Annotated in this window: 30 protein-coding genes and 1 tRNA gene; 17 read left to right on the top strand and 14 right to left on the bottom strand. The window is 40.7% G+C overall.

From position 1 onward, the window contains the following. Positions 1–7 precede the first annotated feature (7 nt). From FE813_RS03800 to FE813_RS03770, 7 genes are all read right to left on the bottom strand, one after another. Positions 8–556, bottom strand: coding sequence for a YecA/YgfB family protein (locus tag FE813_RS03800; protein ID WP_139989488.1), 549 nt, complete (start codon positions 554–556; stop codon positions 8–10). A gap of 109 nt (positions 557–665) precedes the next feature. Continuing rightward, complete coding sequence (gene groL / locus FE813_RS03795) at positions 666–2,318, bottom strand: chaperonin GroEL (protein WP_139989487.1); 1,653 nt, start codon at positions 2,316–2,318, stop codon at positions 666–668. Between the two features lie 19 nt (positions 2,319–2,337). Continuing rightward, the gene (locus FE813_RS03790) at positions 2,338–2,628 is read right to left on the bottom strand and encodes a co-chaperone GroES (RefSeq protein WP_005629492.1); all 291 of its coding nucleotides are present in this window, start codon (positions 2,626–2,628) and stop codon (positions 2,338–2,340) included. Between the two features lie 135 nt (positions 2,629–2,763). Then, positions 2,764–3,993 (bottom strand): MFS transporter, encoded by a 1,230-nt coding sequence (locus FE813_RS03785; RefSeq protein WP_139989486.1) that lies wholly within the window; start codon positions 3,991–3,993, stop codon positions 2,764–2,766. After that, the gene (locus tag FE813_RS03780; protein WP_139989485.1) at positions 3,950–5,725 is read right to left on the bottom strand and encodes an ABC transporter ATP-binding protein; all 1,776 of its coding nucleotides are present in this window, start codon (positions 5,723–5,725) and stop codon (positions 3,950–3,952) included. The genes FE813_RS03785 and FE813_RS03780 overlap by 44 nt, the downstream gene beginning before the upstream one ends. Before the next feature lie 8 nt (positions 5,726–5,733). Continuing rightward, positions 5,734–7,458: an ABC transporter ATP-binding protein gene (locus tag FE813_RS03775; RefSeq protein WP_139989484.1), complete on the bottom strand. Its 1,725-nt coding sequence runs from the start codon at positions 7,456–7,458 to the stop codon at positions 5,734–5,736. Positions 7,459–7,461: 3 nt separating this feature from the next. Continuing rightward, entirely contained in the window at positions 7,462–9,525 is a 2,064-nt protein-coding gene (locus FE813_RS03770) for a TonB-dependent receptor (protein ID WP_139989483.1), read from the bottom strand. A 169-nt stretch (positions 9,526–9,694) separates the two neighbouring features. On the opposite strand from FE813_RS03770, the gene FE813_RS03765 reads away from it, so the two are divergent. The 9 genes from FE813_RS03765 (at position 9,695) to rpoH (ending at position 16,014) form a co-directional block, all read left to right on the top strand. After that, positions 9,695–10,273 (top strand): TetR/AcrR family transcriptional regulator, encoded by a 579-nt coding sequence (locus FE813_RS03765; RefSeq protein ID WP_139989482.1) that lies wholly within the window; start codon positions 9,695–9,697, stop codon positions 10,271–10,273. 140 nt (positions 10,274–10,413) lie between these two features. Continuing rightward, entirely contained in the window at positions 10,414–10,716 is a 303-nt protein-coding gene (ureA, locus tag FE813_RS03760; protein ID WP_005688619.1) for an urease subunit gamma, read from the top strand. Between the two features lie 22 nt (positions 10,717–10,738). Further along, positions 10,739–11,044 (top strand): urease subunit beta, encoded by a 306-nt coding sequence (gene ureB, locus FE813_RS03755; protein WP_139989481.1) that lies wholly within the window; start codon positions 10,739–10,741, stop codon positions 11,042–11,044. Positions 11,045–11,055: 11 nt separating this feature from the next. Continuing rightward, positions 11,056–12,774, top strand: coding sequence for an urease subunit alpha (gene ureC / locus FE813_RS03750; RefSeq protein WP_139989480.1), 1,719 nt, complete (start codon positions 11,056–11,058; stop codon positions 12,772–12,774). A 36-nt stretch (positions 12,775–12,810) separates the two neighbouring features. Continuing rightward, positions 12,811–13,431 (top strand): glutathione S-transferase, encoded by a 621-nt coding sequence (locus tag FE813_RS03745; RefSeq protein WP_139989479.1) that lies wholly within the window; start codon positions 12,811–12,813, stop codon positions 13,429–13,431. Positions 13,432–13,439: 8 nt separating this feature from the next. Beyond that, positions 13,440–13,997: an urease accessory protein UreE gene (ureE, locus tag FE813_RS03740; protein WP_139989478.1), complete on the top strand. Its 558-nt coding sequence runs from the start codon at positions 13,440–13,442 to the stop codon at positions 13,995–13,997. Continuing rightward, the gene (locus tag FE813_RS03735; protein ID WP_139989477.1) at positions 13,982–14,689 is read left to right on the top strand and encodes an urease accessory protein UreF; all 708 of its coding nucleotides are present in this window, start codon (positions 13,982–13,984) and stop codon (positions 14,687–14,689) included. The genes ureE and FE813_RS03735 overlap by 16 nt, the downstream gene beginning before the upstream one ends. 30 nt (positions 14,690–14,719) lie before the next feature. Beyond that, positions 14,720–15,031, top strand: a complete 312-nt coding sequence (locus FE813_RS03730) for a DUF2322 family protein (protein WP_139989476.1) — start codon at positions 14,720–14,722, stop codon at positions 15,029–15,031. Between the two features lie 137 nt (positions 15,032–15,168). Next, entirely contained in the window at positions 15,169–16,014 is an 846-nt protein-coding gene (rpoH, locus tag FE813_RS03725) for an RNA polymerase sigma factor RpoH (RefSeq protein WP_005626842.1), read from the top strand. Positions 16,015–16,066: 52 nt separating this feature from the next. Here rpoH and FE813_RS03720 read toward each other — a convergent pair whose 3' ends face one another. Next, positions 16,067–16,432, bottom strand: coding sequence for a helix-turn-helix domain-containing protein (locus FE813_RS03720; RefSeq protein ID WP_046939409.1), 366 nt, complete (start codon positions 16,430–16,432; stop codon positions 16,067–16,069). A gap of 126 nt (positions 16,433–16,558) precedes the next feature. Between FE813_RS03720 and FE813_RS03715 the strand changes: the two genes are divergently transcribed. Further along, positions 16,559–17,128, top strand: coding sequence for a hypothetical protein (locus FE813_RS03715; RefSeq protein WP_046939410.1), 570 nt, complete (start codon positions 16,559–16,561; stop codon positions 17,126–17,128). A gap of 42 nt (positions 17,129–17,170) precedes the next feature. Here FE813_RS03715 and dusC read toward each other — a convergent pair whose 3' ends face one another. The 5 genes from dusC to dauA form a co-directional block, all read right to left on the bottom strand. Further along, complete coding sequence (gene dusC / locus FE813_RS03710) at positions 17,171–18,106, bottom strand: tRNA dihydrouridine(16) synthase DusC (protein ID WP_139989475.1); 936 nt, start codon at positions 18,104–18,106, stop codon at positions 17,171–17,173. Continuing rightward, the gene (gene djlA / locus FE813_RS03705) at positions 18,106–18,972 is read right to left on the bottom strand and encodes a co-chaperone DjlA (RefSeq protein WP_005636320.1); all 867 of its coding nucleotides are present in this window, start codon (positions 18,970–18,972) and stop codon (positions 18,106–18,108) included. Before djlA ends, dusC begins: the two co-directional genes overlap by 1 nt. 78 nt (positions 18,973–19,050) lie before the next feature. Beyond that, positions 19,051–19,692 carry an orotate phosphoribosyltransferase gene (gene pyrE / locus FE813_RS03700; RefSeq protein WP_118855584.1) on the bottom strand — a complete coding sequence of 214 codons (642 nt, stop codon included), beginning with the start codon at positions 19,690–19,692 and terminating at the stop codon, positions 19,051–19,053. Positions 19,693–19,716: 24 nt separating this feature from the next. Continuing rightward, positions 19,717–20,433, bottom strand: coding sequence for a ribonuclease PH (gene rph, locus FE813_RS03695; protein WP_005635771.1), 717 nt, complete (start codon positions 20,431–20,433; stop codon positions 19,717–19,719). A 70-nt stretch (positions 20,434–20,503) separates the two neighbouring features. Next, positions 20,504–22,246, bottom strand: a complete 1,743-nt coding sequence (dauA, locus tag FE813_RS03690; RefSeq protein WP_139989474.1) for a C4-dicarboxylic acid transporter DauA — start codon at positions 22,244–22,246, stop codon at positions 20,504–20,506. Positions 22,247–22,370: 124 nt separating this feature from the next. Between dauA and FE813_RS03685 the strand changes: the two genes are divergently transcribed. From FE813_RS03685 to FE813_RS03680, 3 genes are all read left to right on the top strand, one after another. After that, positions 22,371–22,460 (top strand) — tRNA-Ser (locus FE813_RS03685). A gap of 199 nt (positions 22,461–22,659) precedes the next feature. Beyond that, the gene (locus FE813_RS10655) at positions 22,660–22,842 is read left to right on the top strand and encodes an Arm DNA-binding domain-containing protein (RefSeq protein ID WP_235898347.1); all 183 of its coding nucleotides are present in this window, start codon (positions 22,660–22,662) and stop codon (positions 22,840–22,842) included. Between the two features lie 96 nt (positions 22,843–22,938). Beyond that, the gene (locus tag FE813_RS03680; RefSeq protein ID WP_235898346.1) at positions 22,939–23,874 is read left to right on the top strand and encodes a tyrosine-type recombinase/integrase; all 936 of its coding nucleotides are present in this window, start codon (positions 22,939–22,941) and stop codon (positions 23,872–23,874) included. Between the two features lie 25 nt (positions 23,875–23,899). On the opposite strand, the gene FE813_RS03675 is transcribed toward FE813_RS03680, so the two are convergent. After that, entirely contained in the window at positions 23,900–24,157 is a 258-nt protein-coding gene (locus FE813_RS03675; RefSeq protein ID WP_139989473.1) for a hypothetical protein, read from the bottom strand. Positions 24,158–24,650: 493 nt separating this feature from the next. Here FE813_RS03675 and FE813_RS03670 point away from each other — a divergent pair, with 493 nt between their 5' ends. Genes FE813_RS03670 through FE813_RS03655 form a run of 4 tightly spaced genes read left to right on the top strand, consistent with a single transcriptional unit; the run spans position 24,651 to position 26,744 of the window. After that, on the top strand, positions 24,651–24,881 hold the full coding sequence (locus FE813_RS03670; protein WP_139989472.1) for a helix-turn-helix transcriptional regulator: 231 nt from the start codon (positions 24,651–24,653) through the stop codon (positions 24,879–24,881). After that, positions 24,878–25,570: a hypothetical protein gene (locus FE813_RS03665; RefSeq protein WP_139989471.1), complete on the top strand. Its 693-nt coding sequence runs from the start codon at positions 24,878–24,880 to the stop codon at positions 25,568–25,570. The genes FE813_RS03670 and FE813_RS03665 overlap by 4 nt, the downstream gene beginning before the upstream one ends. Before the next feature lie 11 nt (positions 25,571–25,581). Next, entirely contained in the window at positions 25,582–26,520 is a 939-nt protein-coding gene (locus FE813_RS03660) for a P2 family phage major capsid protein (RefSeq protein ID WP_219728937.1), read from the top strand. Continuing rightward, on the top strand, positions 26,520–26,744 hold the full coding sequence (locus FE813_RS03655; RefSeq protein ID WP_050846649.1) for a hypothetical protein: 225 nt from the start codon (positions 26,520–26,522) through the stop codon (positions 26,742–26,744). Before FE813_RS03660 ends, FE813_RS03655 begins: the two co-directional genes overlap by 1 nt. Positions 26,745–26,752 lie beyond the last annotated feature (8 nt).

The following is a 26,752-nucleotide window of genomic DNA, read 5'->3' as shown; positions in this document are numbered from 1 at the left end:
GATCTCCTTAATGTAATACAGGTTTGCTCTCAATTTCTCCTTCGTTGAAATGAGAATAGAACAACATAGCAATGGTGCGAACATATTCAATGATTTCTTCTAGCGCCTCCGCTAGCTCTTCTTCGTTATCGTCTTCATCATAACCAAGTTGGCAAATATCTTGTAAATCATCTACCGCTTCGCCAATTTCGCCTTTTTCTTTTGCTAATTCAGGTTGTGCTAAGCCAAGACCAAGTAAGAATTGGTTTGCCCAGTCAGATAAGCTATCCGCTTGTGCAAAGACATTTTCATCTTCGGTTAAACCAAGTTCAAAGGTAAATCCTTCAACATCTGATAAGGTTTGACTAATTTGTTTATAAAGTTCTGTAACTGGTTGCACTAATGCTGTTGGGTAAGCGTGATTATCATTGCTGAATTGATATAAGAGCGGTAGCCAACTTTGATCTTTTAAGCCACCACAAAATAAACCGCTTAAAAAGCCGTGTAGTTCTGTTGCATTAAAGCCGATTCCAGCAGATTTAAGTTGTTGGTTAAGGTCAGAATGAGAAATGAGCATAATAGATTTCCTGAGTAAATTTGAAATTAGTGTAAACCTTTGTAAATAAAAAAGCGATCGCTTTTCCTTGTGGAAAAACGACCGCACTTTTTACCTGATGATGGGCGAATTACATCATTCCGCCCATTCCACCCATTCCACCCATACCGCCCATGCCTGCGCCTAGGTCAGCTTTTTCATCTTTTGGAAGCTCAGTTACCATACATTCAGTGGTAATCATTAAGCCTGCTACAGATGCTGCAAATTGTAATGCAGAACGAGTTACTTTCGTTGGATCTAAGATACCCATTTCGATCATATCGCCGTATTGTTCTGTTCCTGCGTTATAACCAAAGTTTCCTTCGCCATTTTTAACCGCACTTGCCACAACAGATGCTTCTTCACCTGCGTTAGTGACGATTTGACGTAAAGGTGCTTCCATCGCACGTAATGCAAGTTTGATACCCACATTTTGTTCTTCGTTGTCACCTTTTAGACTTGCTGCTACTTTCGCTGCTGCGCGAACTAATGCAACACCACCACCCGCAACGATACCTTCTTCAACCGCGGCACGGGTTGCGTGTAACGCATCATCCACACGATCTTTTTTCTCTTTCATTTCAACTTCAGTTGCTGCACCGACTTTGATTACTGCCACACCGCCAGCTAATTTAGCCACGCGTTCTTGAAGTTTTTCTTTGTCGTAGTCAGAAGTTGATTCTTCAATTTGTTGACGAATTTGAGCCACGCGACCCTTGATTTGAGATTCATCACCGATACCATCAATAATGGTTGTGTTATCTTTATTAATAACAACACGTTTGGCTTGACCTAAATCTTCTAATGTCGCTTTTTCAAGCTCCATACCGATTTCTTCAGAAATCACAGTACCTGCAGTTAAGATGGCAATATCTTGTAACATCGCTTTACGACGATCACCAAAACCTGGTGCTTTCACTGCTGCAACTTTCACGATACCGCGCATAGTGTTCACCACTAAGGTTGCAAGTGCTTCGCCTTCCACATCTTCAGCGATGATTAATAACGGTTTACCAGCTTTCGCAACACCTTCTAACACTGGAAGTAATTCACGAATGTTAGAGATTTTTTTATCTACAAGAAGAATATATGGATTATCTAATTCAACCGTTGCAGTTTCTGGTTTGTTGATGAAGTATGGAGAAAGGTAACCACGGTCAAATTGCATCCCTTCAACCACATCTAATTCATCTTCAAGACCTGTACCATCTTCAACGGTAATCACGCCTTCTTTACCCACTTTTTCCATCGCTTGTGAAATTAATTGACCCACAATGCTGTCAGAGTTTGCAGAAATGGTCCCTACCTGTTCAATTTCTTTTGCTGTTTCACAAGGTTTAGATAAATTTTTAAGCTCAGAAACAACCGCACTTACTGCTTTATCAATACCACGTTTTAAATCCATTGGATTCATGCCTGCCGCTACTGCTTTCAAGCCTTCATTTACGATAGCTTGCGCAAGTACAGTTGCTGTGGTTGTACCGTCACCTGCAGCGTCATTTGCTTTAGATGCCACTTCTTTCACCATTTGTGCACCCATGTTCTCGAATTTATCTTCTAACTCGATTTCACGAGCAACAGATACACCGTCTTTAGTGATAGTTGGTGCGCCAAATGATTTATCTAAAATTACATTACGACCTTTCGGGCCAAGGGTTACTTTTACTGCATCGGCTAATATATTCACGCCTTTAAGCATTTTTACGCGTGCGTCATTACCAAATTTTACGTCTTTTGCTGCCATTTTCTTTTCCCTTATCTAATTATTCTACAATTGCTAAGATGTCGTTTTCAGAAATGATTAATACTTCTTCACCATCGATTTTTTCGCTTTTCACACCGTAACCGTCGTTGAAAATTACGGTATCGCCAACTTTCACATCTAAAGGTTGAACAGTGCCATTTTCTAAAATACGACCTTTACCCACAGCTAATACTTTCGCACGGGTTGATTTGGTCGCCGCTGAACCTGTTAATACGATACCGCCAGCTGAACGGGTTTCGACTTCTTCACGTTTAATAATTACACGATCGTGTAAAGGACGAATATTCATGATTAATTTCCTTCTTAAAGAATTTGTAAAGCATCTCTTATATAGGGAACGATTTCTAACTTTCAAGTGTGATAAATTAAAAAAAATTTTGCACTTACTTATTGAAATCTAAATACGGGCTATTCATCATTACATTTACTTTTCTTTTGAACATATAAAGAAACACTCTATTCCAGCAGCCACAAACGTTGCAATAATATAAACTGCTAAATAACCAAAAGTACCTGCAATTCGGATAGAGATAAATCCAGCTAAATAGGCTCCTAAAAGCGCGATAGAAAATTGTAACGCACTGTCCAGCGTGGCGTATGTTTTAGTGGATTTGTCCATAATCATGGCGAGCAAGCACGGCACAAGTAATGCGTAAGTAATACTTAATAATAAGATTGGTACAGCAATAAGATAAGGAAAATCCGTGCCAACATATTCAAATAAAATAAATAAGAAGAAGGCAAAGATTTGGCTAAATAACACCCATTGGGTGACGGAAGCCCGAGAATATTTTTTGAGTAATAGACCGCTGAGTGGAGTAAAAGCGATAGCACAAAGGGGTTCGAATACGGAAAGTAATAGCCCAATGTGTTGGCTACTCCAGCCCAAGGCATTTAGACGTGGAATGAAACTACTGACCACCATGCCACTAGGAATAAACACAAATGACAATAAAATCAACCAGCGAAATGAGATATGCGGTTGTTGCCAAAAGTGGAAAAAACGTGTGAATAAAAAACGCAATGGCGGATTTTGCGGTTCAGCAGAAATTGCTGGTTCGGCGTATAGGCCGATTTGTAGAATCAACAATAGTGCAAAAACACTCATTAAATCCACCGCACTTTGCCAGCCGTAATAATGGTAAATCAGTAACACCAAACCACCACCAAGCATTTTACCCACGCGTCCCGCGATCACCTGAATAACACCACCAAAACCTCGTTGCTCAAAAGGCAGGATGGCACACGTCAGCCCCAACGCCGCACAACCGAAAAATAGACTGCTTAGGTTCAATAGCACACACGCCACCATAAGCAGTACAAAATCTTGTTGCGGTTGGATGAAATGCAACATAAATAAGGCAATAAAAATGATTAGCGAGGAAAGGCATAGCCAGCCGCGAAATTGCCCGATACGCTTGAGACGATAGCGTTCAATTAACGGCGAGACGATGAATTTCGCCATTTCCATTCCACCAAGCAAATAGAACCAACTAAGTTTTTTAAGATCGAACCCCATCTCTTTTAACATGGTAATGAGGCCAATCATATAAAACGCCACTACGCAGAATTTAAAACCGGCGGTCGTGGCAAGAATTGCCCAATCCTGTTTATTGAGTGATGTTGCCTTGTTGGCATTGCCAAAATGCTGCATAACGTCCTTTTTGTTCTAAGAGTGTTTGATGCGTGCCTTGTTCGGCAATGCTGCCGTTTTCCAACACATAAATGCAATGCGCGCCCACAATGGTGGAAAGTCGGTGAGCGATAATCAACACGGTTTTGTCTTTAACCAGCTGATCCAGCGCTTTTTGTACTGCCAGCTCATTGCGGGTATCCAACGATGCTGTCGGTTCATCTAAAATGAGAATCGGTGCGTCTTTTAAAATCGCGCGGGCAATCGCAAGTCGTTGCTTTTCACCGCCGGAAAAATTACTCCCAATTTCATTAACTTGCGTTTGATACCCCTGTGGTAATGCCTGAATAAAATCATGGCATTGGGCAAGTTGACAGGCGTGAATCACCTCTTCATCGGTGGCATTGGGTTTTGCCATTCGGATGTTATTTAATACGCTGTCTTGGAATAAATACACGTCTTGAAACACCACAGAAATTAAGCGCATGAGCTGTTCTTGGCTAACATCCCGAATATCAATACCGCCGATCGTAATTCTCCCTGATTGCGGATCAGCATAACGCAACAACAAGCGAAGTAATGTTGTTTTACCACAACCGCTGGTGCCCACAAAAGCATTGAGGCTGTTAGGTTTTATGTCCAGATTAATGTCGTTTAGGATGGTTTTTTCAGCATTATAACCAAAGCGGACATGCTCATAGCGAATACGATAATCTGTGGGTAATCTGCTGCCATGATTTTCCGCCAATTCAGGCAATGCCATCAGTTTTTCAAATTTTTCACAGCTAATCACAAAAATTTCTAAGAGCGAAGACATTTGCACAAAGAAGTTCAATACATCTGAAATTCGCGCAATTAAAATCAGTACTGTGGCTAACAATACCCAATGAGCGCTACCGGAAATCACCCAAAATGTGCCAACAATTAATACCGCAATAAGACTTAATTGAATGCTTGAGGTAATAATCAAATTCGGACGTTCGCCTTTTTTTGTGCCGATGCGTTGAATGTTTGCCACATCTTCAATCACACGGTTGAAAATATGTTGTTTGTTTTCAGTCTGCCCTGTTGATTTCAGAATTTCCAAACCTTGCACAAACTCAATGGTTTCGCCTTTAAGTCGCTGATTAGCTTCTGCCAAAATACTAAATCCACGACGGAAAGCTTTTCTCCGCCATAAATAAAGTGGCACGATAAGCGGAAAAATAATGAAGATCAGCAGCCCAAAGCGGTAATCAAAGAAACAAAGACAAAGGGCGGCAGACACCGGTGTTACGATGCCGTAAATTAGAATACTGATTAAACTGAAAGCGTAATTCGTCGCTTCATTAATACTTTGGATGGCAACGGCACTGAGTTCGCCTGCACGAAATCCACTGAGGACAGCAAGAGATACTCGGCGAAGTTTTTCGCCCAGTTGACGTCTTAATTGATATGTCGCCAAAAATGAATCGCCTTTGGTGTCATAATATTCCGCCCAAATGCGGAAAAGGAGGCTGACGATTAAAAGCACGCCACATAAAACACTCCAAAAAATGACCGCACTTTGCCCTGCTTCTGTTGTTTGTTCTAATGCCAAAAGCAGTGGATACAGCAAACCGATAGCCACGCCGAATAAGGTTGCAGACAGTGCCGCAAAAGCGAAACAGCGTAAGAATGCGCTTTGTTGCTGTTGGGCGGCGGCAAATAAGGCGTGATAAGTTTGCCACAGGCTTTTTACGCGTTGAGTTTCAGGATTAAAGTAAGATTGCATAACATTCTCTAATGTATCGTCCAAGATTTTGCCTGTTGATATTCTGCCCAAAGGGTTTGATAGGCAGCATTGGTTTGCAACAAGGCTTGGTGGTTGCCTTGAGCGATGATTTTGCCATTCTCTAAATAAATAATTTGATCGGCTTGGGTAATGCTAGACAGGCGATGAGCCACCATTATCACTGTTTTATTTTGCATCAGCGTATGAAATGCCTGCATTAAATCCGCCTCGTTTTTTGCATCGGAAAAGGCTGTGGGTTCGTCTAGCAATAAAATCGGGCGATTTTGTAAAAAGGCGCGGGCTATACTGATACGTTGTTTTTGTCCGCCTGACAATAATTGTCCGCGTTCACCTACTTTCGTTTGATATTGCTCCGGCAAGGTCATAATAAAGTCGTGAATACGGGCTTGTTTGGCGGCATTGATAATGGCTTCTTCCGTTACATTTTCTATGCCGTAAGCGATGTTTTCGGCAATAGAGCAAGAAAATAAGAAATTATCCTGAAACACGACCGAGCAATACTTCATCAATTGGTCATTTTCCATATGGCGAATATCAGCACCACCCAAGGTGATTTTTCCGCTATCGATATCCCAAAAACGCAACAGCAAATTGAGCAAGGTGGTTTTGCCGGAGCCTGAAGTGCCAATAATGGCAGTAAAACTATTTTGCGGCACAATAAAGTCAATATCTTGTAGCGTGTTTTTGTCGGCATCATAACTGAAATTGACCTGTTCAAATTGAACAGCATACCCCTTCGGCGTTTGTAACGGCAAAAGTGCGGTGGCATTTTCCAACGTTTTTATTTCGTTAATGCGTTCAATGGCGGCACGGGAGCGTTCCAACAAATGAAACAGCCCCATGTATGGATGCATGGTTTCAATTAACCCAGCAGCTAACACTAAAAAAGCAAAAAAGCCAAAGGTGGAAAGCAGCGCAAGCGAGTGTAAATACACGCCTAACACGATCAAAAACAACATGATCGGCATTGGCGTAAAGAGCGAACGGGCAAGACGTGTTGGTGCCCCCACTTTGGCTAAAAAAGCGAAGATGACCTGATTAAAATTTTCTAATGCAGTGCTAAAACGACTGTACGAACTTTGTCCCGCATCAAAGGTGCGAATCGTGCTCATACCCTGAATATATTCAATAATCGCGCTATTGATTCGGCTCACTGCAGCACCGTAATCACGATAATTCAATCGACTTTTTTGCATTAAACGTTGCAGAATCGTAAATAACACGACAAGGAAAATCAGCACAGCCAATGCCATGGGCCAATTTAACCAAAACAATGCCGCCAACACGAAAATTGGTGTGGAATAAGCCTCCGCTTTAAGAGGGGGCGCATCGGCAACAAAGGTGTGCAATTCGTTTACGTCATCGCACAGCACTTTCGTTAAACCGCCTGAACCAATTTCATTGACTTTGCCTAACGATAATTGACTGATTTTTTTCGCAAGCTGTTGGCGTAGCATTTTTTCCAATTCAAAGGCCGCATAATGAGATTTGTCGTGTGCTTTGATTTTGCAGGTGTAATACAAAATGGAAATGGCAAGCAGCGCGAAAATCTGCCAATAAGGAAACGTAAGAGATTGGCTGACGGTGAACACAATGTGGATCATCAAAAGCCAAATCCCGATTTTTAAGCCTTGCGCGAAGGTTGCCAACCACATTGAAGCGCGTAATTGCGCGGCAACAGGTTGGCAAATTTGTTGGTGCTGCTTACTCATTGCTTAGAATCTTAACTCGGTAGAAAGCCCAATTTGACGTTCTGGTTGACGGGTAATGTCGCCTGAGCGCGGTACGAGTAAGATATCTTTGCGTGAGTTAAGCACGTTGTCGGCATAGAGCGTGATTTTGGCGTGCTTAAAGTCGTATGCTAAATAAACATCAAGTTGGTCATAATGTCCTACTTTACCGTTGGCTAAGTTGTCAGCAGTGGAATAATAACTACTGTTGTAGCTGTAATTGGTACCAATCTCTAGATGGTCAAGAAGACGATAATTGACCCCCACTTTTCCACTGAAACTTGGTGCGCGAGCGAGTTTATTCCCTTCAATGCCGCTGTTTGGATAACGTTTGATATCGGTTTTTAACATCCCGATGCCCGCATTAAGTGCCAGTTTCTCCGTAGCCTGCCATTCGGTATTGATTTCCGCACCATAGGTAACGACCTTATCGGCATTGCGGATCACGATGGAATTTGGACCAAGGGTGAACGGTAACTGCATGTCTTTGTAGTCGTTATAGAATAGGTTGCTGTTAATGCGTAGTCGTTTATCTGTGGATGTCCAACGATAATAAAGTTCGTAGTTCCAGACATATTCTGCGTCATATTCATAGCTAGTGTACGGCACACCGAAGGTCACCCCTGCACCACCCGGGTTGTAACCTTTGCCTACTTTAAAGCCTAAGCGTTGATCGTCATTCATTTTCCATGCAATGTCTGCTTTTGGCAGGAAGACATTGTATTTTTTATCCCTATTGATGGAAAACATCGCACTTTTGCCTTTACGCTGATGATGTTCCTGTTCATAGCGAGCAGAAAGCGTCAATTCAAACGGAATATCAGGCGTAAAGATAATTTCACCAAAGGCCGCCTTGGTTTTTGTTTTATCATTAAAATTTGTCGTAATCGGCGTGCGAGCAATGCGTCCGTTGAGCATCGTAACACTTTCATCTTGTTTCGCATTGAAATAGAACAAACCGAATAACCCACGGTATTTTTCGTTTTCGTATTTTACAATGGGTTCAATTTGGAATTCATTGCCATCAACACGAGCCGGAACACCTCGACGATTTGGCGGTAATGTGGTGTTGAATGGCGAAGTTGTTTTTCTATCGTGAATAAAGTGGGTGTAAATCAATTTATTTTCCCATTTCCAACGATCTGAGAGTTGATAGCCAATGTCCCAAATGGTACTGGCAGAGCGTGTTTGGAATACCGGGCGTTCCGGCGTGTAACGTGGTGAATTAGGTTGTAATTCCGTTTCACTTTGTGGCGCTCTTGCGTTTAAGTGATTGAATGTTAAACGGCTATAGAGATCCGGCAACGCAGACGGCGTCCACAGTAATTTGGCGCGGGTGTTGGTGGCTTTAAACCAACGTGGGTTACCAACGGGATCATAATGCGGTAAATCCACAGAAGTTTCTCGTTGTTGATGATCTACGCTTAAACGAAACGCTAATTCGTCTTTCACCACCGGGCCTGAAATCAGGGCGGCCGTTTGTGCCAATCGATGATTCCCCATATTTAATTTCGCTGCGCCTTCCCATTCTTGCGTTGGGTCATTGCTGGTCATGACCACTGCACCGGCAATGGCGTTACGCCCTTGGGCATAGCTTTGCGCCCCACGATAAATTTCTACTTGTTTCATATCCCACAGGGATTTTGTACCAAACGCCAGTTCATTATAGCTAGAAGTTCTACCGTCAATTTGCATATTTAAACGTGGACGTGAACCGGCAAAAAATGCTACTGCACCGACCGCCGGACCAGAACCGTCAACGCCACGCACAGTAGGTAAGTCATTGCCCAAGCCGGTGTCTAAAATATTCACATCGCGTTTTAATAATTGGGTCGCAGACAGTAAATTGGCTTCTCGTTTGAGTTGTTCAGCGGTTACCACGGAGGTGCTTGAACTGGTAGAGGATTGACTACGCTCGAATTTTTCACCGGTCACAGTGACTTCATCTAATACTGTAGTCTGCTTATTTTCTTCAGCATGAGTAGAAAAAGAATAGGCACTCATTAGGCAAAGGCCAATGAGGTTGAGTCGTGGGGATAACTTGTTCATGGGGTCTCCTAGGCTCTATCTTGGTTTAAAGTTTACACTTTTAAATTAATTAACTAATAATGTAAACCTAACACAATTATAATACGAAAGTAAATAAGAATTTTTCTCAAATTTAATATTTGACAATTAAAGGCTTTCGGCTATGTTATTACGCCTTAAGGAGTGAACCATGAAAAAAGATATTTTTTTGAAACAGGTTGCCACCGAACTGTTTTATCAACAAGGCTGGAAATTAACCTCTATTGCAGAAATTTGTCGGGTAGCTGGGGTGAGCCGAGTAACGTTTTATAAATATTTCCCCACCAAGCAAGATTTAGTGAAAAGTATTTTTGAAGAACAAAAAAACAATATGCGTCAGGAGTTTGACCGACTGTTAGCCACAAAAGCAGATTTAGCCACGGTGATCCAGCAGATTTTGACGATGCAACAAGAGTCTATGGCCACGCTATACTCCGCTGCTGTATTACATGACTTAAACCATGATAAAGATGAAACTTTACAGGACTTTTTTAGGCAAATGGTACAGGAAAAATATCACTATATGCACTATTTCTTCAGTACGCTACAAAAACGCAAAAGCATACGTAATGATTTTCCTGTGATTTTAATTGATGTATTAATTCAAAAAATGGATGAAATGATTCATTCTTCCGTCTTACAAAAACATTATGCAGGCAAAGAACAACAACTCTTTAAAGATGTATTACAGCTTTTTTTGCATGGACTCACTTATCAATATGCCTCGTAATAAAAATATTATTTCTACACATCATATACCTAAACTATTTGCTATTTTATTCTACGTTTCTATTAAAATTCTTTTCTTATTTATTTATTTTTACGTAAAATCCAACAACCTATCAAAAATTTGAAATAAAGGACAATAATATGCACTTAACATCAAGAGAACAAGAGAAACTCATGCTCTTTTTGGCTGGTGAACTGGCTGCAAAACGTAAAGCGAGAGGCGTTAAATTAAATTATCCAGAAACTATTGCTTATATTGCGAGCCATTTACAAGAGGCGGCAAGAGATGGAATGAGTGTAGCGGAAGTGATGCAATATGGCTCAACACTTTTAACCGTTGATGATGTCATGGAAGGTGTGGCAGAAATGGTTCATGAAGTCCAGATTGAAGCGACTTTCCCAGATGGTACAAAACTTGTTACCGTGCATAATCCGATTAGATAAAAAATAGAAGGATTTAAATACTATGATCCCAGGCGAATACCAATTAGCCGAAGGCGATATTATTGCCAATGTTGACAGAAAAACCATAAAAATCGAAGTAACCAATTCAGGCGATAGACCGATTCAAGTTGGCTCTCACTACCATTTTTTTGAAACTAATAATGCTCTTAAATTTGACCGCACTTTAGCTCGCGGAATGCGTTTAAATGTGCCATCAGGCAATGCGGTACGTTTTGAACCAGGTGAAGTGAAATCAGTAGAATTAGTGGCTTTTGGTGGTAACCAAATCATTTACGGCTTCCATAATCAAATTGATGGAGAATTATAAGGTAGGGCAGAATGGCATTAACAATTTCAAGAGCGCAATACGTAGCAACTTATGGCCCAACCGTTGGAGATAAAGTTCGTTTAGGCGATACCAATTTATGGGCAACTATTGAACAAGATTTATTGACCAAAGGCGATGAGTGTAAATTTGGTGGTGGTAAAAGTGTGCGCGACGGCATGGCGCAAAGTGGCACTGCAACTCGCGACAATCCAAATGTATTGGATTTTGTGATTACCAACGTGATGATCATTGATGCTAAATTAGGCATTATCAAAGCAGATATTGGTATTCGCGATGGTCGTATTGTCGGTATTGGACAAGCAGGCAATCCTGATACTATGGATAACGTCACGCCAAATATGATTATCGGTGCAAGCACGGAAGTGCATAACGGTGCTCATTTAATTGCGACCGCTGGCGGTATCGATACCCATATTCACTTTATTTGCCCTCAACAAGCACAGCATGCGATTGAAAGTGGGGTCACCACGCTAATTGGTGGCGGAACAGGCCCCGCTGATGGTACGCACGCGACTACTTGTACACCAGGTGCATGGTATATGGAGCGTATGTTCCAAGCGGCAGAAGCATTGCCTGTAAACGTAGGCTTTTTTGGTAAAGGAAACTGTTCAACTTTAGAGCCGCTACGTGAACAAATTGAAGCGGGTGCATTAGGTTTAAAAATCCACGAAGACTGGGGCGCAACGCCTGCAGTAATTGATTCTGCCTTAAAAGTGGCAGATGAAATGGATATTCAAGTGGCAATTCACACCGACACGCTAAATGAAAGTGGCTTTTTAGAAGATACCATGAAAGCAATTGATGGACGTGTAATTCATACCTTCCATACAGAAGGTGCGGGCGGCGGCCATGCGCCAGATATCATTAAAGCAGCGATGTATCCAAACGTATTGCCAGCTTCAACCAACCCGACTCGTCCGTTTACAAAAAATACCATTGATGAACATTTGGATATGTTGATGGTTTGCCATCACTTAGATAAACGCGTGCCGGAAGATGTTGCCTTTGCCGATAGCCGTATCCGCCCAGAAACCATTGCAGCAGAAGATATTTTGCACGATATGGGTGTCTTCTCGATTATGAGTTCAGACTCTCAAGCGATGGGACGTATTGGCGAAGTTGTTATTCGTACATGGCAAACCGCTGATAAAATGAAAATGCAACGTGGCGAATTAGGCAATGAAGGAAACGATAACTTCCGCATTAAACGCTATATTGCGAAATACACTATCAACCCAGCAATTGCACACGGTATTGAAGATCATATTGGTTCGTTAGAAGTGGGTAAAATTGCGGATATCGTGTTATGGAAACCGATGTTCTTTGGGGTAAAACCTGAAGTGGTGATTAAAAAAGGCTTTATCAGCTATGCCAAAATGGGCGACCCAAATGCCTCTATTCCAACGCCGCAACCTGTATTCTACCGTCCAATGTACGGCGCACAAGGCTTAGCGACAGCACAAACCGCGGTATTCTTTGTTTCACAAGCCGCTGAAAAAGCAGATATTCGTGCTAAATTCGGTTTACACAAAGAAACTATTGCCGTGAAAGGCTGCCGTAGTGTGAGTAAAAAAGATCTCGTTCACAACAATGCGACACCTGAAATCACGGTAGATCCAGAACGCTATGAAGTGCGTGTAGATGGCGAGCTAATTACCTGCGAACCTGTAGATACAGTGCCATTAGGACAACGATATTTTATGTTCTAAGTAAAAAGAGCGGTCAAAATTTAAGGAGAATTTACAATGAAACTTTGGTACTCCACTACCAGCCCGTATGTACGTAAAGTGCTGGTAACGTTGAAATATCAACAACTCTTAGATAAAACAGAACTGATTAAAATTGGGTCATCATTTGATGCAAGCTCTCCGCATAATCAGGCAAATCCACTGGGTCGAGTGCCTGCGTTAGAACGTAATTGTGGTAATTGGCTTTATGGCAGTTTGCTCATTTGCGAATATCTCGACCAAAAAGGCAAGGTAGAGCCTAAACTCATTCCAGAAAGTGGCAAGCCACGTTGGGCGGTACTCGCCTTACATAATTTAGCTGATGGCATTATGGAAAATACCGTGCCGATGATGGCTGAAAAAATGCTTCGCCCTGAAAGTGAATGGTGGACAGCTCGCCATCAACAACTAACCGAACGTAATCGTCAAAGTTTTGCAAGACTTGAGCAAGATTTAAAACCGTTTAGCACTGAATTAAACATTGGTACGCTAACGACAGTCGCAGTCATTGATTGGTTCTTATTCAGAGCGGAAAAAATTGGATTAGATCTTGCAAAAGAATTTCCAAATTTAACCGTTTGGGCGGCTGAAATGAATGAAAAATATGAGGTTTTGTTTAGCACAAAACCACAGGCATAAGACGAAATATGAAAATCCTCAACCCCATTTTGCCTATTATGGATACTATTTTAGGCGATTTAAATAGCCTCCAAACTGAAGGCAAAATTATACATCAAACTATTGAACGCGTGGCATTGCAGTGGTATGAAAGCGAACGGAATATTTTACGTAAAACCACAAATACTGGGCGTGAAGTCGCTTTTCGCTTGCTAAAAGAGGGGCAACGTTTAAAACACGATGATGTGGTGTTTATCAGCGATGAATTAGTGATTGCGATTGAAATTTTACCAAGTGAAGTGATTGTATTATCACCAAAAACCTTGCCTGAAATGGCTCGAGCTTGTTATGAAATCGGCAACAAACATTCGCCGCTGTTTTTGGATGGTGATGAAGTGACATTACCTTACGATAAGCCGATGTTCGAATGGTTACAAGCGGCCGGATTTCATCCGCAAAAAGCAGAACGCCGTTTAAGCCAAGCGTTAAGAGCAAATTCTGCACAAGGTCACGGGCATTCACATAGCCATTCGCACGATCATCACGGCTATCATCATCACGGAGATGGAAATTGGCACAAACATTAACCCGCTCTTTAACGGATTTAGGTGCGTTGTTGCATCTGGTGGATCCCACCTTGCCGATTGGCGGATTTAACCATTCTAACGGCTTGGAAACCTTTGTGCAGCAACGTGTGGTGGAAAGCAAAGCAACTCTCGAAGAGTATGTGCAAACCCAGCTTTTGCAGAACTGGATTTACAACGACGGGGCATATCTTTCCCTTGCATTTGATGCAATGAATGAGGGTAATTTTGACCGTTTGTGTGAGCTGGATTGGCAACTTTCTGCCACCAAAGTGGCACGAGAAAGTCGAGAGGGGAGTTTTAAACTCGGCGTGCGCTTGCTGAAAATTTTTATTCGCTATGAAACACATACGTTGCTCACCGCTTACCAGCAAGCGATTGCAGAAAAACGCGTGCAGGGCTACTTCCCGATAGTGTTTGCAATGGTTGCTCAAGCAATGGATTTAAGCAAAGCTGATACGCTCTATGCTTTTTATTACAATGCCGCAGTGGGGGCAATCACTAACGGCGTGAAGCTAATTCCTCTCAGCCAAATGGATGGGCAAGATATTCTGTTCGATCTGAGAGGATCACTCGTGCAAGCGGTAGAATTAAGCCTTGAACCTGACGAAGAATGGCTTGGTGCGGCAATGCTGGCGAATGACATACGAGCAATGCAGCACGAGCAGCTTTATACAAGGCTTTATATGTCGTAATAATATTGAAAACAGTTAAGGAAAAGCAAAATGAGCTTTAAAGAAATTTTAGAAACCTTACCCACAATCGAGCATTTAACCGGTTTAAATGTGATGGATGGTGAAACGATTATCCACAATATTCCTGCCATACCAGGTAAATTAGGTTCACTTCGCCTTTATAATGCGTTGGCTGAAAAATTTAACGGAAAATTAAACCGCACTTCCGCACAACAAGGTGTTGAATGGTTTGCAGAACACGTCGAATATGCAAAAGCGAATCCAGGAAAGCATCCAAACATTGATTTACTATTTAAAGTCATTGATGAAAATCTTAACTTGACCCTGATTCCACTTTGCTAATTAATCAGAATTATTTAAAATAATTGAACTTTTGATTGATAAAACCTGTCTTATTAACAAATTGGTTCAATAAGATAGCTTATTGTGCTATAACTAAGTACATTGATTGGCAAAAGCCAAAATAAAGAAGGGAAACGATGGATAAAGAAACACAAATGATGTTAGTTCCTCAAGGCAGTATCGAAGGTTATATTCGTGCGGCAAATGAATATCCGATGCTGACCGCTGAGGAAGAAAAGGAATTGGCAGAACGTTTGTATTATCACGAGGATTTAGATGCAGCGAAAAAACTCATTTTGTCGCATCTTCGTTTCGTGATACATGTTGCGCGTGGCTATTCTGGCTATGGTCTGCCACAAGCTGACTTAATCCAAGAAGGCAATATCGGCTTAATGAAAGCTGTCAAACGTTTTAACCCTGAAGTTGGTGTACGTTTGGTGTCATTCGCTGTGCATTGGATTAAAGCTGAGATCCACGAATATGTTCTTCGTAACTGGCGTATCGTAAAAGTCGCGACCACGAAAGCTCAACGTAAATTATTTTTTAACCTACGCAAAACTAAACAACGTTTAGGTTGGTTTAACGAAAATGAAGTTGATATCGTGGCAAATGAATTGGGTGTTTCCAAAGAAGATGTGATCGAAATGGAATCGCGTATGAGCGGTGCCGATGTAGGTTTTGATTTACCCACTGATGATGCAGAAACAGAGACCTATTCTCCAGCCCTTTATTTGGAAGATAAAAGTTCTAATTTCGCTGCAGAGCTGGAAAATGAAAACTTTGAAAGCCAAGCAACCGAGCAATTAGGTGCTGCGCTACAAAGTCTAGATGCGCGTAGTCAGGATATTATCAAAGCTCGTTGGTTAGATGATAACAAAGCCACATTGCATGACTTGGCAGCAAAATATAATGTCTCTGCGGAACGTATTCGTCAATTAGAAACCAATGCACTGAAAAAATTAAAAAGTGCGGTGAGTTTTTAAATAATTTGGAAAAAGAAAACCTGCTGATTAGCAGGTTTTTATTGATTTCAATTCAGCCCTTAGTTTCTAACAATGAAATCACCTTCTTTAACGCTTTGATTTCATTTTCTTTCGCGGCAAGCAATTCCTTTAATTTCTCGTTTTCAACAGCAAGTTTCTCACTTGTACCAAAATAATTATTGTAATTAGAATGATTATCTCCTATTGAACAAATCACAAAACGCTCATCATCTAAAAGTTGTGCAATATTGATATTAAAAATTTGCGCAATTTGCTTCAATTTTTCCACACTAACTTTCGTTTGCCCACGTTCAATTTTTGCATAACCTGTTGTGGACATACCCAATTTTTCAGCTACATCCTCCTGTGTCCAATGATTCATGTCACGCATAATTTTTATTTTTTCTGATAATTCCATAATTCACCTAAAGTCATATTTTAACTCTTTAAGCGTTTTAAATAGCTCTTAGAGTGACTGGATTAAATTTTATCTAAATATAACATAGCAATTATTTAGAACCAATTTTCATTTAAGGAAATTAATATGAAAAAATTCATCTCAATTTTATCGTTAAGTATTATATTATTCATTACAGGGTGTTCAGCTACGGTTAATACAACCCAACGGGAAGATGTTTATAAATCTCAAAACTACACTAAAATAGACTCATCTATAATTTTGGGCGAATTCTCTTATGAACCAGCTAAATTAGGTAAAGTTAGAGAAAGCCAACCAGAAAATACTGCTATGGGAACGATTTATTTTGATCAAAGCATTGGAGAAATGGTTAAACACTTTACTGCAAAAGAGTTATCGATGACTGGAATCAAGGTTGGTATAGGTAAATTAACAATTTTGGGAAATGTAAAAAAATTAAAAATTGATGATTTAGGATACAGTGTTGATTTTAGTTATACTATTAACTATAAGCTCTTAAAGAATGGGGAAATCGTATGGGACAAAGATTATTCCCCGACTATAGTGACTGTATCAAAATTTGAAAGTTCTCCACGGGAAATGATCACAAGCCAAACCTATAGATTAATTGCATCAGGATATGAAAAATTTATTAATGATAACGGTGTGAAAACATTATTAGAAAACAACAGATAAAAAATGTGCGGTAAAATTTTTTCAATTTTACCGCCTTTATATTTACGTGATATGACTAAGGATTTCCTGAAAGTCTCTCAATATGTGGCAAGTCTTAATCTTATCAAACACTTGGTTCGCCTCATCATATTCCTTATTCAAATAACGTAACCATTGTTTAATTCGTGCCACATGATAAAAACCGCTGTCATATTCATTCTCAACATTAGCATATTTTTGCAAGATTTTTTGAATCTCGCACCAAGGCATTTTTTCTGCATTTGATTTTAGAGCATGACTTAAATTCGGAATATTTAATGCGCCTCGCCCCACCATTAAATCCTGACAGCCTGTTTGAGATAAGCAATCTTGCCCATCTTGCCAATGCCAAATTTCTCCGTTAGCAATAACTGGAATGGATAAACGATCTCGGACTTCACCAATTTTTTTCCAATTAATTCGATCAGCGCGATAACCATCGGCTTTTGTGCGTCCATGAACTGTAATTTCGGTTGCTCCCCCTTGCTCTACCGCGTCAGCGATTTCAAAAGCTTGTGAAATATCATCCCAGCCTAACCGCACTTTTACACTAACGGGGAATTCGCTTGGCACAGCTCTGCGTAGGGCTTGAGTTGCACGATAAATCAATTCAGGCTGTTTCAATAATGCCGCACCACCATTACTGCCATTCACTGTTTTAGAAGGACAACCACAATTTAAATCAATGCCATGAGAACCAAGATCGATCGCACGAATCGCATTTTCAGCAAGGTATTCTGGATGCTGCCCTAGCAACTGCACTCGCACAGGCGTGCCAGAAGAAGTAAAGCCCTGATTTTTTAATTCAGGGCATAAACGATAAAATACTTTTTCAGGAAGAAGTTGATCAACTACGCGGACAAATTCTGTTATACATAAATCGTAGTCATTCACTTCGGTAAGAAGTTGACGTACAAAGGGATCTAAAACCCCTTGCATAGGCGCAAGAATAACACGCACTACTTCCAGCCTTTTGCTTTACAAATTAAATCGTAAGCGGCTTGAATCTGTTGAGTTTTTTCTTTTGCCATTTCCATCATTTCTGGCGGTAAACCTTTCGCCACGAGTTTATCTGGATGGTGTTCATTCATTAAACGACGATAAGCACGCTTAACCGTGTTTTGCTCGTCGGACTCTGTCACACCCAATACTTTATAGGCATCATTTAAAGTTGGGCCAGAAGCATGTTGGTAACCACCACTATTTTGTTGCTGATATTGGTAGCCACCTTGATATGCACCTTGTTGATATTGCTGATAAAAACCGCCTTGAGTAAAAGCTCGAGCAGCCATTTCCATTGCAATCATTTGTTCAAATTGCATACGAGAAAGACCAAGTTCTTCAGCGATCACATAAAGCACTTCTTTCTCATTTTCATGAAGTTCTGAATCGGCAAAAGCCGCTTGAACTTGCACTTGTAAGAACATTCGCAATAAATCAGCACGTTGTCCACAGCCAATGCGAAATTCACGGATAACTTGGCGAATTGGGAAATCAGATTCTTTACCGCGACGAAACGCATCTTGCGCTAATTTACGCCCAGCATCATCCAGTTTAAGCTGAATCATTAATTGATTAGCTAATTGAATATCTTCTTCTGTTACGCGCCCTTTCGATTTACTTAAATGTCCTAACACCGCAAAGGTGGTTTGCATAAACAAGTCTTGACGCGTGGTTTTCTTTTTAAAGAAACTGGAGCTTACCGAGCCAAGTTCATATAATTTTTTATCTGCAATGGAACCTAAAATGAGTCCAGCTATCGCACCAAAAAATCCACCAACTTTCCAACCTAAAAATACGCCTATAATTTTTCCAATAAATCCCATTCTTTCCCCTGTTAAGTCAAAGTGCGGTTATTTTTATAATGTTATTTATAATGACGACAAAAATTTATTTCTCAAGTTTTATACGCCAAATTCAGCACGATAAGCACGCATTTCTGGCAAATGGCTACTGTATCGAGGATCTTGTTCGATAAATTGCATCAAATCATCTAAATCAATGATTGATAGCACTTGGCATTGATAATCACGTTCTACTTCTTGAATTGCTGAAAGCTCGCCTTTTCCTCGCTCCTTACGATTTAGAGCAATCAATACCGCCGCAAGCTCTGCCTTATTTGTACTAATTAATTCCATAGATTCACGGATCGCAGTACCCGCCGTAATCACGTCATCCACAAGCAAAATCTTTCCTTGCAATGGGCTACCAATTAAATTTCCGCCCTCTCCGTGATCTTTAACCTCTTTGCGATTAAAACACACGGGTTTATCAATACCATAACGATTAAATAACGCCACCGAAACTGACGTGCCAATTGGAATACCTTTATAAGCCGGGCCAAAAACCACATCAAAATCTACCGCACTTGCCTGAATTGCCGCAGCATAAAACTCGCCTAAACGCGCTAAATCTGCTCCCGTATTAAACAAACCCGCATTGAAGAAATACGGACTTTTACGCCCCGATTTCAAAGTAAACTCTCCGAATTTCAATACATTTCGGCTTAAAGCAAATTCGATAAAATCGCGTTTATATTGTTCCATCTTTTTAATCCCTATAAACTATGTTTATAAGCCTAGCGCTTCTCGTTGAGCGACAAAAATTTGATTACAACCTTGTTTCGCTAAATCTAATAATGTTAATAATTCTTCATGGCTAAATGGCTCGCCTTCTGCGGTGCCTTGCACCTCAATCATGCGACCATCTTCCATCATCACAACATTCATATCAGTTTCTGCTGCAGAATCTTCCACATATTCCAAATCACAAACGGCTTGCCCCTCAACAATCCCTACAGAAATCGCCGAAACTAGTCCTTTAATTGGGTTAGTTTTTAACGTGCCATTCTCAATTAAACCATTGATCGCATCACATAATGCGACTGCTGCACCGGTAATGGATGCAGTTCGTGTGCCGCCATCTGCTTGAATAACATCACAATCTAAAGTAATCGCACGTTCACCAAGAGCTTTGAGATCCACCATCGCGCGCAAAGAGCGGGCAATTAAGCGTTGAATTTCCATTGTGCGCCCACCTTGTTTACCTTTAGCTGCTTCACGTTGCATACGACTATGAGTTGAACGTGGCAACATTCCGTATTCAGCCGTGACCCAGCCTTGCCCTTGTCCTTTTAAGAAACGTGGTACAGCATCTTCCACTGTTGCAGTACAAAGCACTTTAGTATCACCAAATTCAACAAGCACAGAACCTTCAGCGTGCTTGGTGTAATTACGGGTAATTTTAATTTGGCGGGGTTGATTATTTTCTCGATTATTTGGACGCATAATTATTCCTTGATATGGTTTAGAACGATGTAATAAAGAAGCGTACTATTCTAGCACGCTTTAGTTTTCATTATTGGGTAGTTTTTTCAAAGTCACGAATTTTATGGAAAGTTTCGTTTAAATCTGTCGCAAAATTAATTTTTTGAATATCTGGCGAAGAATGAGATTTAACTAACATTCTCAACGGCTGGAATTGCATATTGCACAAGTAAAGTTGTTGATGCGGCAACATGTGTTGAACAAATCGAGTAAGCGCATGAATTCCACCAGCATCAAGCACTGTCACTGCATCACATTGCAGCACAATATGTCTGATTTCGTGATCGGTATGAACCGTTCTATCATGCAAATCCGCAAATAATTTATCCGCAGCAGCAAAGAAAAGTGGACCGCTAATTCGGTAAACCAAAACATCATCCAAATCTTCAGGCGCATTGTGTTCAATGGCTTTTGTCATATCCGCAATCGTCCGAATAAACAAGAGACTCGCAAGCAACACTCCTACACTAATCGCAATCACCATATCAAATAATACAGTCAAAATCAGACAAGTCAGCAACACTGCCATTTCATTTTTGCCTGAACGGCGAGCAAGGTGAATAATATCGTGCACACTCGCCATATTCCACGCCACCACTAACAACAAAGCAGCCATCGATGACAAAGGTAAATAAGAAAGGGCTTGCGAAAACAAAAGTAAAGCGAATAAAACAAGTATTGCGTGTACGACACTCGATATTGGCGATACTGCCCCTGATTTCACATTAGCCGCAGAACGAGCAATCGCAGCTGTTGCCGTAATCCCACCAAAAAACGGAGAAATGATATTTCCCAAGCCTTGCGCTAATAACTCGTTATTAGAGTGATGTTTAGTATCTGTCATATTATCTAAAATCACGGCACAAAGAAGTGATTCGATTGCGCCCAATACCGCCATTGAAAAAGCAGCAGGTAACAATGCTTGTAAGCTATTAAAATCCCAATGAATTAATTGACCTTGCGCATCAGGAATATTCCACGGCAGGGAAAAATTTGGCAATACATTAGGAATCCCATGACCAATGGAACCATCAGGCAAAGTATATTGGAATGCAGATCCAATCGTCGCCACCTCAAAACCAACATGCTGTAATGCTAGAGCTAAAATTGTACCAATAATCACAGCAGGTAAATGCCCTGGCACTGCCAAACGCAATTTATGCCATTGAGTCAGGACTAATAGTGTTGCTACACCAACCGCTGCATTAGCCCAATTTATCGTAGGAAGTGCAGTAAAAATTGTTTGGATTTTTTCAAGATAATGCGCCGGCATTTTTTCTATGGAAAGCCCCAAAAAGTCCTTAATCTGCAAAGTACCAATAGTAATACCAATCCCACAAGTAAAACCTAAGGTGACGGGCAACGGAATATATTCAATTAAACGCCCTAGACGAAATAACGCCATCAAAACCAAAATCAGCCCAGAAAGCAACGTTGCCATCAAAAGACCACTTAGCCCAAATTGTTGAGTAACAGGGTAAAGAATTACAACAAAAGCTGCTGTAGGCCCAGATATATTAAAGCGAGAACCTCCTGTCAGCGCGATAATGATACCCGCAATAATTGCCGTATAAAGACCATGTTGTGGCGGTACACCACTTGCAATCGCCAAAGCCATGGAAAGCGGAATAGCAATCACCCCAACGGTCAACCCTGAAATAATGTCGCGAATCAGCGATTTTTTCGAATAACCTAAACGAAAAGAATCTTTCAGCGCGCTAAAGGGTTTTACGGCTAAAAAAACATTTTTAGAAAATAACGCTTTAATATGCATAAAAAAACTACAAACGATAAATAAAGTGCGGTTATTCTAGCGAAACTTTTAAAAGTTTTTTATGTTCTAGCGCAAAAAACTTGACTAAACTGGAGCAAATCTTTATAGTTTGCGCACCTTTTACGGTGAGATGTCCGAGTGGTTGAAGGAGCACGCCTGGAAAGCGTGTATGTGGGAAACTGCATCAAGGGTTCGAATCCCTTTCTCACCGCCACGAACCTTGTCAAATAACGTCTATCTTGTCAAAAAACAACGTAAAAACAATGATTTAGTTATATCTAATCTGTTTCTTTCGTTGGTCTATGTTTGTCTTTGTTTCCGTTTTTAACCCCCTATTTAACCCCCTGTTGATTCTGGGGATCTTAGGTGGGGGTTAAAACGTTTAGTTTTTAATCATACAAAGGCATTTCATTATGAAAATAATCAAACCTCTTACAGACTCAAAGATCCTATCATTTAAAGCACAGGAAAAAGAATATACAAAACATGATGGAAAAGAATCAGGGCTAGGAATCAAAATTAATTCTAGCGGCTCTAAGATTTGGTATTTTTTCTATAAATTCGATAATAGAAAAAGAAAAATGAGTTTAGGCTAATATCCCGCCCTTTCATTAGTTCATGCGCGCGAAATAGCTCAAGAATATCGAGGTTTAGTCCTTCGCCATATTGATCCTCAAGTTTATCGCCAATCTTTGCTTAACCCAGTTGAAGAAAAGAAAATTACCTTTTCTGAAATGGCGATTAGATGGCGTGATAAGCGTTTAAAATTGGGAAAACTTAAACCCGAAACAGTCAATGATGCTTTCCGCCGCGTGGAATTGCATTTATTCCCCAAAATAGCAGACTTACCTATTGAGCAAGCGAGTTATAAAACCTTTGAACCCGTATTATTGCCGCTTAAAAACTCAAATACGCTTTATAAGATAAACATTGCTATTAATCAGATTTTTAGAATGGCAGAGGATGAAGATTTAATAGTTAAGAATCCGTTTAGGAAAATTCATGATGAGTTTACTTATGTGGAAACTAAAAATCATCCGACACTTGCACCAGAAGAATTACCCCGATTGTTTGAAGTGATGCAAGGAGCAAATTTAGAAAAACCAACCGAGCTTTTAATCGAATGGCAATTATTAAGTATTTTGCGTAGTTCGGAAGCAGCTCGTATTGAATGGGCGGATATTGATTGGAATGCGAAAGCTCTACATATCCCCGCTGAACGAATGAAAGGCGGTAAGCGTTCTCATAGTGTTCCACTTTCACGGCAAGCCCTCAATATATTAGAGCAAATGCGCCGTTATACTGGCAACCGTAAATATGTGTTTTGTTCACGCATTGCGCCTTATAATCGCCCGATGAATAGCGGTGCGGCAAATGTTGCTTTAAAGCGTATGGGATTTAAGGGGTTGTTAGTTGCGCACGGCTTGCGAAGTATCGCCAGCACGTATTTACACGAATTAGATCGCTTTTCTTCTGAAGCAATCGAGTTATGCCTATCTCACGAAAATAGGGGGAAAGTGCGCAAAGCCTACGATAAATCGCAGAAATGGCGTTCTAGACAAGAGATTATGCAGACGTGGGGGGATTATGTTGAGCAGTGCAAGGTTCAAGCCTTACGGATGAGTTAGTACTATGGGGCGGATACACCGCCCTTTATTCTTCCTCGCATTCATCTTCATCTAAACAATCTTCATCATAATAAGGCTCAATGTATTCATCTTTTACCGCTTTAGCCTTTTGTTCTTCTTCCTTGTCTTTGTAATGTTTAACCACTCGATAGACAACATAAGCAGCCACGGCTTTTTTAATTATTCCGCTGGATTTCTTTTTTTGTTGTGCGGCAATAGCGGTATTCATCGAGCACGAGAAGATAGCCATTACAAGAGAGAAAATAAACGCTCGCTTAATCATTATCAAGCCTTGCTATTACTGGTTTTCTATGGGTTTATTATATCAAAATCGCAAGCCCTACAATACCTAAAAGCCTATTTTCCCCTTGATTTTTTCAAACTTTTTTCTCTCGAACAATCGCAGTCAACCCTCGCCACGCCCGCGCATTAAATAGGTTGATTTCAATGCAAATTTTGAAAGCGGTTCGCCCCTTGCCAGTATTGGCGTACTTTCATTTTTTGAATATGAAAATTTAAACGCAAACCAACGCAGAAAAACGCTAGATTTAGGCATAAAAACCCTTATTTTACTCATTTTTCGCCTTAAAAGATTGGACAGTTTCTCTAATTTCCCCCGCCTTATTAAAAAATAACGGCTAAATCACCCGCCATTTTGTCGTAACTAACTTCACACCGTGAAGCGAATGCATCAAAAACAGCATTTATCTAATATAAAAGCCGTTCCAAATGTAACGCTTGGACACAGTCGATAACGAAATTTTAAGGGCGACAATATGCAAAATGAACCGCAATCCAATGACCGTTTTTTGCGTATTGATGAGGTTGTTCATTTAACCGGTCTTTCACGCTCGACTATCTATGAATACGCAAGATTGAAACGCTTTCCAGAGGCGGTAAATCTTGGCAGCAATAAGCGCGCATGGATTGAAAGCGAAGTAAGACAATGGATGAATGAGCGAATTAATCAACGCAATGACAAACGAAAACAGGAAGATAACCTATGACTCCAATCAAACTACAAAACCCAGAAAACCAAACCAAATTCACCGCACTTTTAGATGCATTGAATGCAAAGAAAGCGAACCTAATTGCCCTCGATGAAGAACTAAAGGCACTTGAGGGCAAACAAGCCAAAAATGCTGCAACACTAGCCGCTGTGCGTAACGAATTTGAAACTGAAATAAGCAAAATCAAAGCGAAATTCGACCAAGAAAGCGAATTAAGCCTAGATGACTACGCAGAAACACAAAAACTAAAAGCCGAATACACTGCACGCATTGATTTCTTTAATGCCGTAGGCGAAGAATTACAGCCAAAACTTTATAAGAAGCGTGAAGCCGTTTACGATGAGAAAAACGCATTTTTAGCGGCAAGAAAAGCACTTTATCGCTTTGCTGCCACTGCCTTAATGGATGAATTTATTGAGGCCAATAAAGCCCAAATTGCGTTATTTAAAGGGATGTTTGTTTATTCCTGTGACTACAACCAATATACAGGCAGAGACGGGCACGATGAATTTAATGATGTGCTTCAGAACAAATTCAAGGTTGAACTGAATCTACCTCAAGGCACTGGCTTACCCCCGCTTGCGCTTGCCTCAGATTGGCAACCTAAAACCCCAACCCAATTACATGTGGAAACATTTGCACCGCAAGAGAAAACGGGCTTTAAACGTTTATTAGACAATATGTAAGGAACACTAAAATGGAAAAATTAACCCAACAAAAATTCACTGAATATAAAAACGACTTAGACGGTAAAAACACTGGCTCAAGCGATTATATGAATGATTATGCCAAAGTAGAAAAAATTATTACTCAGGGCGTAAAAAATCACCCATTTTTAGGTTTAATCACGACAAAATTTGCGCAAGAAATCAATAATACCGCCCATGAATTTTCATTACCTATCGCAAGCAACACCGATACAGACAAACACGACCGCACACCGCGTAATTTTATTCAATCCACTACGCCTTTTGAGTGTGCGCAAGTCAATTTAGATGTATGTATTCCTCATAGTGAATTGGATAAGTTTACTGCCGTCAATTTTGAAAAAGAATTGAATGCACGCCTAGGCGGGGAGCTGGCGCAAAATCTCACTATGATAGGCTTTCACGGTGAACGCCGCGCACTTGATTCTAACCCCGAAACGAATCCACTAGGCGAAGATGTTGCTAAAGGTTGGCACGCTCAACTTAAGGAAAAAGATCAATTTATCAACGCAGCTACATTAGCGGGACAAACTCACACACAACTTATCAAAAAAGCCCTTGAGAAATTACCGGCAAGACTACGCGAAAGCGGCGAACTTGTCGCAATTTGTGGGCGTCATGTTTTAAGCAATGCACAGATAAACCTTGATGCGAAGCAACTCAATTCACCAAATGGCGTATTACTTACTGCGCAGAATCTAATTGGCGGGTTGCGTGCGATTAATGTGCCTTTCTTTCCTGCTAACTGCATTTTAATTACAACGCTTTCTAACCTTGCGATTTATTTCAAACAGAACAGCGCACGCTTGTTCTTCAAACAAGAACCGCGACAAAATAACGTGCAAATTTATTTCTCTGTGATGCTTGATTACTTGCTAGAAAATCACCGCCATGCGGTGCTAATTGAAGGCATTGATGAGGTGCAATAATGGACCAGATAACCCCTGAAGAATACGCAGGTAAATTGCTTGAAGCCGTGCATTTATTTATCAATTACAGCGTGCAAGATTATATTTCACGTGGAATCATACAGGCGAATGAAAAGCCTCGATTTATGCGTGAATTATGGGGACAGCTTGAACAAAGTGCGCTAGAAAACAATCGCACTTTCAACAATAAAGCCACCGCGTCCGCTTGTTTTACGTTTGAATAGGGGGAGCT

It is taken from the genome of Haemophilus seminalis (assembly GCF_006384255.1).
Taxonomy (GTDB): Bacteria; Pseudomonadota; Gammaproteobacteria; order Enterobacterales; family Pasteurellaceae; genus Haemophilus; species Haemophilus seminalis.
Note: the sequence above shows the minus strand (reverse complement) of the source record. Positions and strands in the feature narration are given on the sequence as shown.